General features: G+C 35.6%; 11 protein-coding genes. 10 read left to right on the forward strand and 1 reads right to left on the reverse strand.

Features of this window, described 5'->3' with window-relative positions:
- Positions 1–107 precede the first annotated feature (107 nt).
- The 10 genes from SUCMO_RS0104160 (at position 108) to SUCMO_RS0104210 (ending at position 13107) form a co-directional block, all read left to right on the forward strand.
- Positions 108–884 carry a helix-turn-helix domain-containing protein gene (locus SUCMO_RS0104160; RefSeq protein ID WP_019879256.1) on the forward strand — a complete coding sequence of 259 codons (777 nt, stop codon included), beginning with the start codon at positions 108–110 and terminating at the stop codon, positions 882–884.
- A gap of 57 nt (positions 885–941) precedes the next feature.
- Complete coding sequence (locus tag SUCMO_RS0104165; RefSeq protein WP_019879257.1) at positions 942–2810, forward strand: YgiQ family radical SAM protein; 1869 nt, start codon at positions 942–944, stop codon at positions 2808–2810.
- A gap of 232 nt (positions 2811–3042) precedes the next feature.
- Entirely contained in the window at positions 3043–4392 is a 1350-nt protein-coding gene (rimO, locus tag SUCMO_RS0104170; RefSeq protein ID WP_019879258.1) for a 30S ribosomal protein S12 methylthiotransferase RimO, read from the forward strand.
- Positions 4393–4406: 14 nt separating this feature from the next.
- Positions 4407–5654 carry a competence/damage-inducible protein A gene (locus tag SUCMO_RS0104175; RefSeq protein WP_019879259.1) on the forward strand — a complete coding sequence of 416 codons (1248 nt, stop codon included), beginning with the start codon at positions 4407–4409 and terminating at the stop codon, positions 5652–5654.
- Between the two features lie 10 nt (positions 5655–5664).
- Positions 5665–7254, forward strand: coding sequence for a DEAD/DEAH box helicase (locus tag SUCMO_RS0104180; RefSeq protein WP_019879260.1), 1590 nt, complete (start codon positions 5665–5667; stop codon positions 7252–7254).
- Between the two features lie 28 nt (positions 7255–7282).
- Positions 7283–9094 (forward strand): GTPase HflX, encoded by a 1812-nt coding sequence (gene hflX / locus SUCMO_RS0104185; protein ID WP_019879262.1) that lies wholly within the window; start codon positions 7283–7285, stop codon positions 9092–9094.
- Between the two features lie 33 nt (positions 9095–9127).
- Positions 9128–10351 carry a methionine gamma-lyase family protein gene (locus SUCMO_RS0104190; protein WP_019879263.1) on the forward strand — a complete coding sequence of 408 codons (1224 nt, stop codon included), beginning with the start codon at positions 9128–9130 and terminating at the stop codon, positions 10349–10351.
- A 342-nt stretch (positions 10352–10693) separates the two neighbouring features.
- Entirely contained in the window at positions 10694–11152 is a 459-nt protein-coding gene (locus SUCMO_RS0104200; protein ID WP_028953861.1) for a PRC-barrel domain-containing protein, read from the forward strand.
- Positions 11153–11181: 29 nt separating this feature from the next.
- Entirely contained in the window at positions 11182–12099 is a 918-nt protein-coding gene (locus tag SUCMO_RS10955) for a PRC-barrel domain-containing protein (protein WP_019879268.1), read from the forward strand.
- 3 nt (positions 12100–12102) lie between these two features.
- Positions 12103–13107, forward strand: a complete 1005-nt coding sequence (locus SUCMO_RS0104210) for a peptidoglycan binding domain-containing protein (protein WP_019879269.1) — start codon at positions 12103–12105, stop codon at positions 13105–13107.
- Here the strand turns inward: SUCMO_RS0104210 and pap are convergent, their stop codons facing one another.
- Complete coding sequence (gene pap / locus SUCMO_RS0104215; protein WP_019879271.1) at positions 13108–14601, reverse strand: polyphosphate:AMP phosphotransferase; 1494 nt, start codon at positions 14599–14601, stop codon at positions 13108–13110.
- Positions 14602–14621: the final 20 nt, after the last annotated feature.

The following is a 14621-nucleotide window of genomic DNA, read 5'->3' on the forward strand; positions in this document are numbered from 1 at the left end:
GTTCTATAGCAAAAAAAGTTTTGTTTTCTCAAGCATTATAGTATATAATATAAAACTGACTACTTTGGTTTTTGTAAAGCATGTAAATATCAAGGAGGGGGTTAAATTTGCCTAAGGTTGGGAGTAAATTACGGGAAACACGGGAAGCAAAAAATTTAACTTTAAAAGATGTAGAACAAGCAACTAATATACGTAGAAAATATTTGGAAGCTTTAGAAGCTGGTGAATATGAAGTTTTACCTGGAGAAGTCTATGTCAAAGGGTTTATTAGAAATTATTCAGAGTGTTTGGGCTTAAATCCAGAAGAACTTTTGGCGTTATATAAAAATGAAAATTCGCCATTGAAGATAGAAGAGCAAATTGATAATTCCCGAAGTGAGATAAAAGAAAAAAAACAAAATGAGGGCTCTTTCAAAGCAAAAATTCATCAAGAACGGCAGAACAATTATTTAGTATATTTTGTGGTTGTGGTGGTGCTGGCACTAGGAATTTACTTTGGCTTAGAGATGTTTAGTCCTAAAGAAAAATCGCAGTTAGCAACGCAAGCAGAAACGATAGTTTTGGAAAAAAAAACTGAGCAAGTTTTGAGTAAACCGGTTCAAGAACAAAAAACAGTTACATCAACAGCAACAAAAAACCAAGGGTTAACCTTGGAAGTTCAAGCAAGCAGACGCTGTTGGGTGTTTGTTGTTGCTGATGGCAAAAAGATTTATGAAGGTATACTTGAAAAGGATGCCAAAATTAGTTGGCAGGCTCGTGAGAAATTGAGTGTTAAATTAGGCGACGCAACGGCTTTGAAGTTGGAACTAAACAAAAAAGCAGTTGCTTTAAAGGCTAAAGATGGGGAAGTCATCGAGAAAGAATTTACAGTAAAAGATATATAGTTAACTGAACTTTGGCGGGTATATACCCGCCACTGAGTATTTATAAAGGAGATATGAATGTTAAAAAATTTTTTACCCATTACTAAGCAAGATATGGCCGAACGCGGTTGGGAGCAGTTGGATTTTATTTTTGTCAGTGGGGATGCCTATGTAGACCATCCTTCATTTGCACCAGCTGTTATTTGTCGCGTGCTAGAAGCACAGGGATATAAGGTTGGTTTAATTTGTCAACCTGATTGGCGCGATACCAAAGATTTTAAACGACTAGGTCGCCCACGCTTGGGATTTTTAGTGGCGGCTGGTAATTTAGATAGCATGTTAAGCCGTTATACAGCTGCAAAACGTGAACGTAAGACAGATTTATATACTCCAGGTGGGGCAGTTGGTAAACGCCCAGACCGGGCAACAATAGTCTATTGTAATCGAGTGCGAGAAGCTTATAAAAAAGTACCAATTATTATTGGGGGAATAGAGGCAAGCTTACGGCGATTTACACATTATGATTATTGGGAAAATAAATTACGCCGTTCTGTTTTGGTAGACAGCAAGGCGGATTTATTGATTTATGGAATGGGCGAAAAACAAATTGTGGCTGTAGCAGATTATTTGGCAGGTGGAATTCCTGTAGAAGAAATCCAGTTTGTAGAAGGAACGGCCTATTTGGCTACTAGTATTCAACACTTAGAAGGAATGGAACAGGTTCATATTGCTAGCCATGAACAGTTGTTGACAGATAAAAAACTGTTTGCTAAGGCTTACAAAATGCAATATGATGAGCAAGACCCAATTCGAGGACGCATGGTTATTCAAAGAACTGCCGATTGTTATGTGGTTCAAAATCCTCCTGCCCAACCTTTGACTACTGCTGAAATGGACGCAATTTATGCTTTACCATATATGAAAACTTATCATCCGAGCTATGAAGCATTAGGTGGAGTACCGGCGATAGAGGAAGTTAAATTTAGTATTGTTAGTCAGCGAGGGTGTTTTGGTAGTTGTTCTTTTTGTGCAATACATTCGCATCAAGGACGTATTATTCAAAGCAGGAGCCATGAATCGATTATTCAAGAAGCCACAGAGCTTACAGAAATGGAAGATTTTAAAGGGTACATACATGATTTGGGAGGGCCTACTGCTAATTTCAGACATCCATCTTGTAGCAAACAGTTAAGTAAGGGAACTTGTAAAAATAGACAATGCTTACATCCAACACCCTGTAAAATGCTAGATACTAGTCATGAGGACTATATTCAACTTTTAAGAAAAGTTCGGGCGTTACCAGGTATAAAAAAAGTATTTATACGTTCAGGTATTAGATATGACTATTTACTACTAGAAAAAACTGGAGTGTTTTTGCATGAACTTTGTGCTAATCACGTAAGTGGGCAATTGAAAATTGCTCCAGAGCATATTGTACCGCATGTTTTAGAAGCTATGCAGAAACCAGGAAAAGAAGTCTATTTAGAATTTATGGATAAATTTACTAAAAAAAATGAAAAGTTGGGTCTTAAACAGTATTTAGTGCCTTATTTGATTTCTAGTCATCCAGGTTCGCGCTTAGAAGATGCGATAGCTCTAGCTGAATTTTTACTAGCAATTGGTCATTATCCAGAACAAGTACAGGATTTTATTCCAACCCCAGGTAGTTTATCGACGGCTATGTATTATTCAGAATATAATCCATTAGAAAATACTGAAATTTATGTTGCTAAAGAACAAAAGGAAAAAGCAATGCAAAGAGCATTGTTGCAGTATAAAAATCCTAAAAATCGAGAGTTAGTATTACAGGCTCTACAAAAGGCTGGTCGACTTGATTTAATTGGTAATGGCCCTAAGTGTTTGATAAAAGGTAGAGAACGAGGACAAAGTCCAAGAAGTAATTATGTCAAAAAAAATAATAAACCACCAATTAAAAAGGGTAACTAATTAAGGTTATACAATGCAGGTGCAGGTAGAGCCAAAATAGTCTTAAGTTTAGTTTAAGACTGGCTTACCTGCACTTGCTTTCTCAAAAAGAAAATTTACACAATATTGTACTTGTTATTGCATAAATGCGATGTTAGTGTTAAGATAATAAAATAGGTAAAATGTAAGTAGAACTACCTAAAAATTATGCAAAAGTAATTTTTTAAAGTTTAAATTGTAGTGAGGGAAAGAAATGAGTTTGAAAGTTGGGCTAGTTAGCCTAGGGTGCCCCAAAAATTTAGTAGATTCCGAGAATATGCTTGGATTTATTAATGCTTCTAAATATGAAATTACACCACATCCAGAAGATGCGGATGTAATTATTATTAATACATGTGCTTTTATTGAGTCCGCGAAGGAAGAATCAATTACGACTATTCTTCAAATGGCTCAATACAAGCAAGAAAAATGCAAGGCTATTATAGTTGCTGGCTGTATGGTTGAGCGTTATGCAGAAAGTTTATTGGAAGAAATTCCTGAAATTGATGCAGTGGTCGGGGTGAATGATTGGCAAAAAATAATTGAGGTTATTGAGCAACTGGATTTAGCAGTAGAAAAGCAGGCGCAAATTGTTTGTACAAATAGTGAACAATTAGCGTTATATAGTTCTGCAATGCCAAGATTATTGACTACACCTAAGCATTTTGCGTATGTAAAAATAGCAGAAGGCTGCGACAATGCTTGTTCTTATTGTATTATTCCACGTATTCGCGGGGAATATCGAAGTCGAGATAAAGCAGATATTTTAAAAGAAGTTACTAGTTTAGTAGAAAAAGGCGTCAGGGAAGTAATTTTAATTGCTCAAGACGTAACCCGTTATGGTGAAGATCTTTATGGTAAATTAACTTTGCCAGAGCTATTGTCTGATTTAAATGCTATTGAAGAATTGAAATGGATTAGGTTAATGTATTTATACCCACAGTCTTTTACAGATGAGTTAATTGAAACTATGGCTAATTTGCCAAAGGTGCTGAAATATATTGATATTCCGTTGCAACATATTTCCAATAAAGTTCTTGCCGATATGAATAGACAGGACAGTAAGGAAAGTATTAGTTGTTTAATAGATAAGATTCGAGCAAAAATCCCAAATGTTTGTATACGCACGGCATTTATTGTTGGGTTTCCAGGGGAAACAGAACAGGATTTTTTAGAGTTGTGCGATTTTGTTGAAACATATAATTTCGATAATGTAGGTATATTTACCTATTCGCAAGAAGAAGATACAGTAGCTGCGGAAATGCCTAATCAGGTGGATGATTTTGTAAAACAAGAGCGTTACCACCAATTAATGAGTATTCAAGCGAAAATTTCTGAATTCAAAAATCAAACTTTAGAAACAGCTGAAATAGAAGTTGTGATTGAAGGATTTGATTTAGAAGACAAAACTGTAGCGCTAGCTAGATCATATCGCGAAGCTCCAGAAATTGACGGTTGTGTGTACGTGGAGAATGCCTCAGGATATCAAGTTGGTGATTTCTTACAAGTTGAGGTTTTACAAGGTTTTACTTATGAGATTGTAGCAGAACCAAAAGTAAAATAAAGAGGGTTTGGAAAATGATTGTTGAAATTGTTAGTACGGGAACAGAGTTATTATTAGGCGAAATTTTAGATAGTAATGCCCAATTTTTATCTACACGTCTAAATGAGCTAGGCTTTAGTGTGCTCTATCGGACTACTGTAGGCGATAATCATGAAAGAATGGCGTCTGTATTAAAAACAGCGTTACAGCGGGCGGATATCGTAATAACAACTGGTGGCTTAGGGCCAACTCAAGGTGATATTACTAAAGAAGTTACTGCTAAAATCTTCGATTTACCAATGGTGTTAGATGAAGCAAGTTTAGAACACATTAATCAATTTTTTGCAAAGCGTGATATTTGTATGCCGACAAGCAATAAAAAACAAGCGGAGTTTGCTTTAGGTGCCGAAATTATTCCTAATAATTTTGGTACAGCACCAGGAATGAGCATTAAGCAAGCGGATAAAATGATTATAAACTTACCTGGACCACCTGCGGAACTTCAAGGGATTTTTGAAGAGCAAGTAGTGCCATATTTATTTAAGAACTTTGGTTATCAAGGTATAATATATTCAAAAACTCTAAAAATGTTTGGGATGGGTGAATCAAGTGTGGCTAATAGTTTGGAAAAAATTATTAGTACTCAAGATAATCCTACTATTGCAATATATGCTCGTAATAGTGATGTTTTAGTAAGACTTACAGCTAAGGCTCAGGATGAGCAGCATGCACAAAATTTACTAGAACAAACAGAACAACAGGTGCGTGCTTGTTTAGGTGAATTTATATATGGAGTGAATGCAGAAGAATTGCAGGCCGTAGTTGCCCAAGAACTCCTTACTAAACAGCAAACAATTAGTCTGGCGGAGTCATGTACTGGTGGATTAGTTACAGCAATGCTTACGGAAATTCCAGGCTGTTCTAACTTTTTAAAAGGTTCGATAGTTTGTTATTCCAATGAAAGCAAAATTAGAGAATTGCAAGTTGAGCCAATAAGCTTGCAAACTCATGGTGCAGTTAGTGAACAAGTTGCTAAGCAAATGGCTATTGGAGTTCGTAAACTTATGCAAACTGATATTGGAGTGGGCATAACGGGAATTGCTGGCCCTGATGGCGGTAGCGACTTAAAACCAGTGGGGCTGGTATATGTAGCGATTGCTACTGAAAATAAAGTAGTATGTCAGCGCTATATATTCACAGGTAGTAGAAATGTAGTAAGGCATCGTGTAGCCAAAACTGCGTTAATGAATGTATTTAAAATTATAAAACATAAAGAATTTTAGGAGGAATATAATGACAGGACAACAAAACAGCTTTTTCGGGGATTTATCATTAGACAAAAAAATAGTAACAGCTTTAACAGCTATGGGGTTTGAAGAACCATCACCAATTCAAAGTCAAACCATTCCCTTGGTGCTTTCTGGTACGGATGTAATAGGACAAGCACAAACAGGAACAGGTAAAACTGCAGCATTTGGTATTCCGATTATTCAAAATATCGTGGACAACCGTCAATTGCAAGCTTTAATTATGACACCTACGCGGGAGTTGGCAATTCAAGTATCGGAAGAGCTAAGTAAAATTGGTAAATTCCGCAAAATTAAGGCTTTACCAGTTTATGGTGGCCAGCCAATCGATCGTCAAATCAGAAGTTTGCGTTCTGGAGTACAAGTAGTAATTGGTACACCAGGAAGATTACTAGATCATATTCGCAGAAACACAATAAAACTTGACCATGTAAAATTCCTAGTATTAGATGAAGCTGATGAAATGCTAGATATGGGCTTTGTAGAAGATATGGAAACAATAATGCAATCTATTCCTAAAGAACGTCAAACTTTATTGTTTTCGGCTACAATGCCAAAACCAATTATGAATTTATCTGCTAAATATATGAATAAACCTAAAGTTGTTGCTGTAAGCAAAGAAGAACTAACAGTACCATTGATCGAACAGTGCTACTATGAAACTTATGATAAAGTTGATGGTTTATGCCGTTTGCTAGATGTAGAAGTTACAGGAAAACTAATTATTTTCTGTCGTACTAAAAAAGGCGTAGATGATTTAGTTATTGCTTTGGCAACGCGTGGTTATTTAGCTGAAGGTTTACATGGTGATTTGAGTCAAAATCAACGTGACCGGGTAATGAAAAAATTCCGTGAAGGGAAAACTGATGTCTTAATTGCTACAGATGTAGCAGCAAGAGGTTTAGATATTGACAACATTACTCATGTAGTTAATTATGATATACCTCAAGACCCAGAAAGCTATGTGCATAGAATTGGTCGTACAGGCCGTGCAGGTAACAAGGGTGTGGCAATGACCTTTATTACTCCAAGAGAATTTAGACAACTGAAATTAATTGAACGAGTTGCAAAAACTAGAATTATTCGTAAAACTTTACCAACTAATGCAAGTGTATTTGAAAAACAAAAAGATTCATTAATTGCGAGAATGTATGCAGTTTTAGAACAAGCAAAGTATAGTGATTATCATCCAATTGTAACAGCCTTGCAAGAAGAATTTTCTTTGGAAGATATCGCTGCAGCGGCAATAAAATATATGCATGAAGGTAACAAAGCTCTAGAAGTTCAAGCAGAGCCAGTGAAAAAATCATTTAGTAATACTGGTGCCAAAGCTGGGATGGTAAGATTGTTTATGAATATTGGTCGTAGCCAAAAGATATCTCCAGAAGATGTGGTAAAAACTTTTGCAAGCGAAGCTGATATTCCGGGAAATGTTATTGGCTTAATAAATATTTATGATAAGTTTACTTTTGTAGAAGTACCTGAAGATATAGCGGAAAAAGTTATTAACGCAATGCATAGAAATAGTATCAAGGGCTATAAAGTAAATATCGAGCCAGCTAAAGCTAGAGATTAAAATACAAGGCTTTAAAGGTGGTGTCCACATGGCGGATATAAATGGAAATACCAAAGGTATAAAAAAAACAGTACTAGAAGATTTAGAAAAGTTATATGAACTGCAAGTTCCAACTACTCAAATTGCTACAGTGGAGCTGATAGAAAAACTTAGAACTTTAACTAAAATATGTGGACGAGAAATAGTTGTATACATAAACAGGCGTGGTGTGATTATCGATGTGGCTGTAGGTGATGCTAGTACGGCAATCTTAAGCAAAATCGATAGTCGGCGTTCTGTGCAAAGATTAAGTGGGGTGCGGTGTTTACACACCCACCCTAGTTCTAAAAGCGACCTAAGCGAACTAGATATATCTTCTTTAAAGAGATTACGTTTAGATTGTATGGTCGCAATTTCTTTAGAGGCAACTAATTATTTAAGTATAGCTTTTATTGGAGAAGTTACCGCTGACAATGATTATGAAGTTGTTTCTTACAATGGAGTGGATTTGGAAGATTTTTGTGAATTGAATTTTTCACAATTAATGGAGCGTATAGACAAGACGCTAAGTTTTAATGCGGTAGCAGGATATGCTGTAGAAAAAAATCATGAAGTAGCAATATTAGTCGGCTTAGAAAATTCTAGGCCAGATAAAATATGGAAAGTTCAAGATTCTTTGGCCGAACTAAAACAATTAGCAGATACTGCTGGGGCAAAGGTTGTAGATAGCCTTTGGCAAAAACGCGAAAGACCAGATTCGGCATATTATGTAGGTAAGGGAAAGTTGCAAGAGATACAACAGATTTGCCAACAAAAAAATGCAGATATGGTCATTTTTGATGATGAACTGTCACCAGCACAGCAACGTAATATTGAGATGTTCTTAGGTTTGAAAATCGTGGATCGCACAGCACTAATTTTAGATATTTTTGCACAACGAGCGCGAACACATGAAGGAAAGTTACAAGTTGCTTTAGCACAAATGCAATATAATCTACCTAGAATTATGGGCCAAGGTTTAGTACTTTCACGGTTAGGTGGTGGAATTGGTACCAGAGGACCGGGAGAAACAAAGTTAGAAACTGATCGAAGGTATATTCGCAATAGAATTCATGATATCAAAAAAGAATTAGAACAAGTGAAAAAGGTTCGCCAATTACATCGAAAACAAAGAGAAGATACGGGCATTAGACAAGTATCGTTAGTAGGATACACAAATGCAGGTAAATCTACTTTACTAAATAGTTTGACGGCTACAGATTCGCAAGTGTATGTAGCCAATAAATTATTTGCTACCTTAGATCCTACGACACGAAGTTTGCAACTGGAAAATCAACAGGAAGTTTTACTTACTGACACGGTGGGTTTCATTCAAAAATTACCGCATCAATTAGTGGCAGCGTTTCGGGCCACTTTAGAAGAAGTTTTGTGGGCTGATTTATTGGTTCATGTGGTTGATGTTAGCCATCCGCTTTACAAAGAACAGATTGCATCAGTGAACGCAGTGCTTGAGGAAATTGGTGTGACCGATAAAAAGTCAATTATAGTTTATAATAAAATTGATTTAATAACTGACACAGGCGTACTACAAGAATTAGTTAAACAAGAAAATACTTTATTAATTTCTGCTAAAGCGGCCGCAGGGTTTGTAGAATTAAAGCAACTAATTGCTAATAATTTAAACATGTTATTTAAAAAAGTTTCGTTATTAGTTCCCTACACTGAAACAGCTATTGTGTCAAAAATACATGATCTAGCCGAAGTTCTCAGTATAGAATATTTAGAGCAAGGCGTGGCCTTGACAGTTAGTATTGCCGAAGAAAAGCTCCCACAAGTAAGAAATTATTTGGTGCAGACTTAATAAACAAAGATAATCAAAGAAAATGGTGATGATTTGGAAACTATTATAAAAAATGCCCAAGTACAAGTAGGTAAGTATGCAGCAACTTTAGAAGATATCAGTATGTTTAATACAGCAAAAGTTTTAGCGGCCTTTAAAAAATATAAAGTGGCAGACTATTATTTTAAAGCAACTACGGGATATGCTTACTCTGATGCGGGTAGAGAAAACTTAGATTTGATTTATGCGGAAATTTTTGGGGCTGAAGCGGCACTAGTTAGAACCCAGTTTGTTTCAGGTACACACGCTTTAGCAGTTGCTTTATTGGGGGTTTTGCAAGCTGGTGATGAGTTGATTTCGGCAACAGGAACTCCTTATGATACAATGCAGACTGTTATTGGTTATAAAAAGGACATTCCGGGTTCGCTTGTGTCTCTAGGAATTACATATAAGCAGGTTGAGATGCACGATACTGGTGTGGATTTGGAGGCTTTAGGTAAAGCAATTACGCCTAAAACAAAATTGATTTTAATCCAACGTTCGCGTGGGTATTCGGCTCGCCCTAGTTTAACAGTAGCAAAGATTGAGGAAATTTGTACTTTTGTTAAAACAATAAATCCTGAGATAATATGTTTTGTGGATAATTGTTATGGTGAATTTACAGAAAAACTAGAACCAACACAGGTGGGGGCAGATCTTATTGCTGGCTCTTTGATAAAAAATGCCGGCGGAGGATTGGCTCCTACTGGTGGTTATATTATAGGTAAAAGTAAATTGGTGGAACTGGCCTCTTATCGTTTGACAGCACCAGGATTAGGAGCAGAGATGGGGGCAAGTTTAGGTGATAGTACCAGGCTTTTATACCAAGGTTTATTTTTAGCGCCGCATGTAGTTATGCAAGCTATTAAGGGCGCTGTTTTTGCTGCCGAAGTTTTTCTAAACCTAGGTTATGAAGTATATCCTTTACCGGAAGAGCCAAGGAGCGATATAATTCAAGCGATAACTTTTAATAATAAAGAAAAACTAGTAGCTTTTTGTCAAGCGATACAAAGTTACTCGCCCGTGGATGCACACGCTCTACCAATAGGTGGAGATTTGCCGGGCTACGAGGATAGCATAATCATGGCAGCCGGAACTTTTGTCCAAGGCGCTTCGATAGAACTAAGTGCAGATGCTCCTTTACGGGAACCATATCGAGCTTATTTGCAAGGTGGGCTCACTTATGAGCATGTTTTTTTAGCAGTTAGTTCAGCAGCGCGAGATATTGGTAGAGTATAGTAGCGATGATGTTTTGGGGATATAAAAGCATAGTTATTATTTTGCTTAATATAGGATTATTTTTTTGTATAAATAAAATTTTCCACAAACTAAATAGATGGGTGTATTGTTTGACAATAATTATAGGTTTGGGTATAGGGGTGGCAATTGACTATATATTGTTCCGAAATATTGACAATTTACTGGCTGTATGCCCTTTGTTGGTAATTTGGGGAATTGCCACTTTTTTGTTAGCTAATTATATTTTTAAGCGCTGATGAGAATAGTTTCTTGCATAGTTAATGTATTATTTGGTATCATATATTTAGTAAAGATAAAATTGTAATTAGGGGTGTAAGTTTGATGAAGAAGGATACCGACATGATTGGGTTGAGCGTTTTAAGCGTTCAAGAAGGTTCGGAAATAGGCACAGTTGAGAGATTATTAGTGGATAAAAAATCATTTTCTGTGGTAGCTTTAGCATTAAGTACTGACAAGTGGTATGAGGATTATAGAGTACTTAATTTTAAAGATATTATTGGTATGAGTGAAGAACTGTTGACGATTGAACAAGCAAATATCGCACAAATTTGTACTGCATACCCTGCATTTGAAACATTACTAGCAAATACTGTAGAATTAGTTGATAGTAGAATTGTAAGTAAAACTGGTAAAGTTTTAGGTGAAGTAGTTAGTTATACTCTTGATGACACAGGACGTATTGCTGAAATTGATATGTTAGATACGGCAGATGAATTAACTACTGTAGCTGGGGACAAAATCTTTTCTATAAATAATAATATACTCATCATCAACGATTAAAAAGAGCTAAGAGAAAGGAAGTAAGACTAGTGAAAAGAGTAACAGATTTTTTTGATTTGGCTGTTCTAGAAATAACTAATGCTAGTGAATTTGCTCGAGTTGATAAACTCGTAGTAGATAGAATAGCTTTCAAATTGGTTGGTTTTGCGGTAGAAGATACATGTTGGTATCAAGGGAAAAAATATTTAGCATTTGATAAATTAATTGGGATTCATGAAGATGTTTTAACAGTAAATTCACAAGCTGATGTAGTGCAACTTAAAGAAGAGCAATATAATGAACTTGCAGCTACAGATGTAGAAGTTTTTTTAAGTAGAGTAATAACTCGTAAAGGTAGTTTTATAGGCTATGTTGAGGATTTCTACATTGATGATCAAGGTAATATTATTGCCTATGAAATATCTAAAGAAGACAGCCAAGAATATATGTTGGTGGATAAAAAGCAAGTTTGTTCTTTGGGTAAAGATATTTTAGTTTTAGTGGAAGATTTTGAATTTACGGTACTTACTGTACCAGAAGACGCTGAGCAACAAGAACTTAATTATTCTACGCCGGCAGAAGAACTTGAAGAGGAAAGTTTTGAACCTAACTTACCCTTAGAATTACAGCCAGTTGATGGACATGAAGCGGAAGAACAAATATCTTTACAAGATGCAACTAATGCTATTGATGAAGTTGTTGAAGAAGAGGAAGAAGATGTTGCGCCAGAAGTTCAGTTCACGGCTCCTAAAGCTAAAGAAATAGCTGCTACGGAAGAGCAAGCGCCGGCAGCAAAAATAGAAGATAAGCAAAAACAATTTATTTTAGGCAAAACATCTTCTAAGACAATAGTTACAGATAATGGTGTAGTTATTATAGAAGAAGGCAATATGATAACCGAAGAAACAATTCAAAGAGCAAAGCTTGCTGGCAAATTTATGGAATTGCTCATGAATTTACAACACTAAAATATGCAATGCGGGAAGCGTAAATTTTACGGTTTTGTTGCTTTAATTACACTTGTTACAATTTTTTTTGTAGCAAGTGTTTCTTTTGATATTGGAGAACAGATTGTAGAAAATATAAGAATTCAAAATGTTGCCGTAGGCAAATTAACTAGAACGCAAGCTTTGCAAGAGTTGAAACAGCAAATACGAAAGCCAGTGTTAAAGTTAAGTTATAAAAATAAGAACTATTATATTACACCAGAAGATATTGCCTACGGGTATGATTATCAAGCTAGCATAGAACAAGTTTATCAGGTAGGGCGAATTCCTCAAGAAAATATATACCAACGCTATGTGGATATTTATTACACTAGACAGTATGGGCGAAGTTATCAATTAGTTTGTACATATGATAAAGAATTGTTGCATACTAAAATTCAAGAAATCATAAGAGAAATTCAAATTCAACCGCAAGATGCTAAGCTAATTGGCAGTACCCAACAAAATAATTTGCAAGTAGAACAAATAGGTGTTTTAGTAGAAGCCTACGGCTTATACTATCAGATTTTGGAAGCTTTACACAAAGGGCAAGATTGTGAAATTAGAATTGAAACACTTAATTTTTTGCCAGGGCGATATGCACAAGATTTAGTGAAATTTAAAAAAATGTTAGGGCGACAAAGTTTTTCTAGTGATGAAGCAGACTTAGCTTTGATAGATTGTTTAGATGGAATTGTTTGGAAGAAAAACACTAGTATTTCTTGGCAACAGCAGTTAAATAGAATTGAAAAAAGCACCAACTATAGTATCCCAAAAGGCAACTCGCAGCTGATGCTAGAGGGATTTTATCAACTAAGTCAACAATTACAACTGTTTTCGGAACGAATATCATTAGATGAAGCAGGAAAGCTCATTGTGCAAAAAGGTAATCTAGATTTAATTATTAGAAATAACAGTAACCAAGATATTTATATAAGTTGCTATAAGGAAAGAAATAAAATTTATTTAGAGTTTTGGGGAGAAAATTAATTATTTTTTCCCTAATTTTTTTTCTATTTGGCTAATTACAGTCTTAATAACTTGAATACGCGCAGAGTATTTGCAATTACCAGCAACTATTACCCAAGGGGCCACTTTAGTATTAGTTTGAGCAAACATATCGTTAGCAGCTTCTTGATATAAATCCCATTTTTCGCGATTGCGCCAATCTTCTTCTGTTAACTTCCACTCTTTCTTGGGATCGACTTCACGTTCTTTGAAGCGTTTATACTGTTCGTCTTTATCGATATGTATCCAAAATTTACAAACAATTGCTTCATCATGAACTAACTGTGCCTCCATTTTATTTATTTCGGAGTAAGCTCGCCGCCATTCTTGTTCAGTTGCAAACTTCTCTACTCTTTCAACTAAAACACGCCCATACCAGCTGCGGTCAAAAATAGCAATATGTCCTTTGCGAGGCATACTACGCCAAAAACGAGCTAAATAGTTAACCGATTTTTCGGCAGAGGTGGGGGCGGCTATAGGAATAACATAATAAATTCGAGGATCAAGGGGCATTGTTAAACGTCTAATTGCTCCGCCTTTGCCAGCTGCATCCCAGCCCTCAAAAGCTAAAACAACTGGAATTTGTTTGCGGTATAATTCAAACTGCAAGTCCTTAAGCTGCTCTTGTAATGCTGATAACTTATCTTCATAATCAATCTTAAGCATTCTTGTTTTTAAATCAATATTGGCAAAGCTGTCTTTTTTTTGCGTGAAAGTGTCATTAAGTATTGGTTTATCAAAAAGTAGATGAGGCGTAAAAGTTGTTATATTTAAACGTTCGGAGAGGAGATTAATCAAATAATCAAATGTTTTTAATTTGGCGTAGTTTAAATCATCTGCTTCGACAATAATCCAGGGAGCAACATTAGTGTTAGTTTGACGAATCATATCTTGATAGGCTTCGAAAAAATGATCATAATTTTCAATTTCCATAGCATCATAGTCTGTAATTTCGAAAATATGTTGAATTTTTTTACTTAAGGTGCGGACACGTTTTTTTAGGTGTTTTTCTGAAACATTTAAAAAAAACTTGATGATAGTCGCATTGTCATAGATTAAGCTGTTTTCAAAGTCATTGATATCTGTGTATTTAACGCTAGCTTCATAAACAGGAACATCATTTTTAAAGTTTTCCATAACAGTACGATGATACCAACTACGTTCAAATAAAGCAAATTGTCCTTTAGCGGGGAGATTTAACCAATATTGCCAAAAAAAAGGTCTTAAAAAAGCATCGGATGAACTATTATAGCCAGAGCATAGTTTGAAACCGCGTGGATCAAGAGCTTGTAAGATAGAATTAATAACTTCTCCCTTGCCCGAACCAAACCAACCTTCAATGACGATTATTGTTGGTATTTGCCGTTCTTGTAATTCGCGTTGTAGTTCAGCTAGTTTTTCGTAACGGGCTTTTAGTAATTTAGTAAACTCTTTTTTTTCGACAGAAAGTTCTACATCCAATGACTTTAATAGCATAGTGCACCTTCTTATTTTAA

This window comes from Succinispira mobilis DSM 6222 (assembly GCF_000384135.1).
GTDB lineage: Bacteria > Bacillota > Negativicutes > Acidaminococcales > Succinispiraceae > Succinispira > Succinispira mobilis.

What these genes read in the sequence shown, in the direction of transcription:
- SUCMO_RS0104165 (WP_019879257.1), top strand. Translation starts at nt 942, where the DNA reads ATGTTAAAAAATTTTTTACCCATTACTAAGCAAGATATGGCCGAACGC.
- rimO (WP_019879258.1), top strand. Translation starts at nt 3,043, where the DNA reads ATGAGTTTGAAAGTTGGGCTAGTTAGCCTAGGGTGCCCCAAAAATTTA.
- SUCMO_RS0104175 (WP_019879259.1), top strand. Translation starts at nt 4,407, where the DNA reads ATGATTGTTGAAATTGTTAGTACGGGAACAGAGTTATTATTAGGCGAA.
- SUCMO_RS0104180 (WP_019879260.1), top strand. Translation starts at nt 5,665, where the DNA reads ATGACAGGACAACAAAACAGCTTTTTCGGGGATTTATCATTAGACAAA.
- hflX (WP_019879262.1), top strand. Translation starts at nt 7,283, where the DNA reads ATGGCGGATATAAATGGAAATACCAAAGGTATAAAAAAAACAGTACTA.
- SUCMO_RS0104200 (WP_028953861.1), top strand. Translation starts at nt 10,694, where the DNA reads ATGAAGAAGGATACCGACATGATTGGGTTGAGCGTTTTAAGCGTTCAA.
- SUCMO_RS0104210 (WP_019879269.1), top strand. Translation starts at nt 12,103, where the DNA reads ATGCAATGCGGGAAGCGTAAATTTTACGGTTTTGTTGCTTTAATTACA.
- pap (WP_019879271.1), bottom strand. Translation starts at nt 14,601, where the DNA reads ATGCTATTAAAGTCATTGGATGTAGAACTTTCTGTCGAAAAAAAAGAG.